Origin of the sequence: Enterobacter cloacae complex sp. IR5459 (assembly GCF_049238005.1) — a bacterium.
Lineage (GTDB): Bacteria > Pseudomonadota > Gammaproteobacteria > Enterobacterales > Enterobacteriaceae > Enterobacter > Enterobacter hormaechei_C.
Map to the genome: position 1 here is coordinate 1 of NZ_JBMKIG010000076.1, position 587 is coordinate 587.

1 pseudogene is annotated in these 587 nt (G+C 62.5%); it reads left to right on the top strand.

Annotated elements, in window-relative coordinates:
• Positions 1-587, top strand: a pseudogene (gene intI1, locus ACOTX4_RS26025) (class 1 integron integrase IntI1); the annotation flags it as partial.

Sequence of the window (587 nt, forward strand, 5' to 3'; positions counted from 1 at the left end):
AACCGAACAGGCTTATGTCCACTGGGTTCGTGCCTTCATCCGTTTCCACGGTGTGCGTCACCCGGCAACCTTGGGCAGCAGCGAAGTCGAGGCATTTCTGTCCTGGCTGGCGAACGAGCGCAAGGTTTCGGTCTCCACGCATCGTCAGGCATTGGCGGCCTTGCTGTTCTTCTACGGCAAGGTGCTGTGCACGGATCTGCCCTGGCTTCAGGAGATCGGAAGACCTCGGCCGTCGCGGCGCTTGCCGGTGGTGCTGACCCCGGATGAAGTGGTTCGCATCCTCGGTTTTCTGGAAGGCGAGCATCGTTTGTTCGCCCAGCTTCTGTATGGAACGGGCATGCGGATCAGTGAGGGTTTGCAACTGCGGGTCAAGGATCTGGATTTCGATCACGGCACGATCATCGTGCGGGAGGGCAAGGGCTCCAAGGATCGGGCCTTGATGTTACCCGAGAGCTTGGCACCCAGCCTGCGCGAGCAGCTGTCGCGTGCACGGGCATGGTGGCTGAAGGACCAGGCCGAGGGCCGCAGCGGCGTTGCGCTTCCCGACGCCCTTGAGCGGAAGTATCCGCGCGCCGGGCATTCCTGGC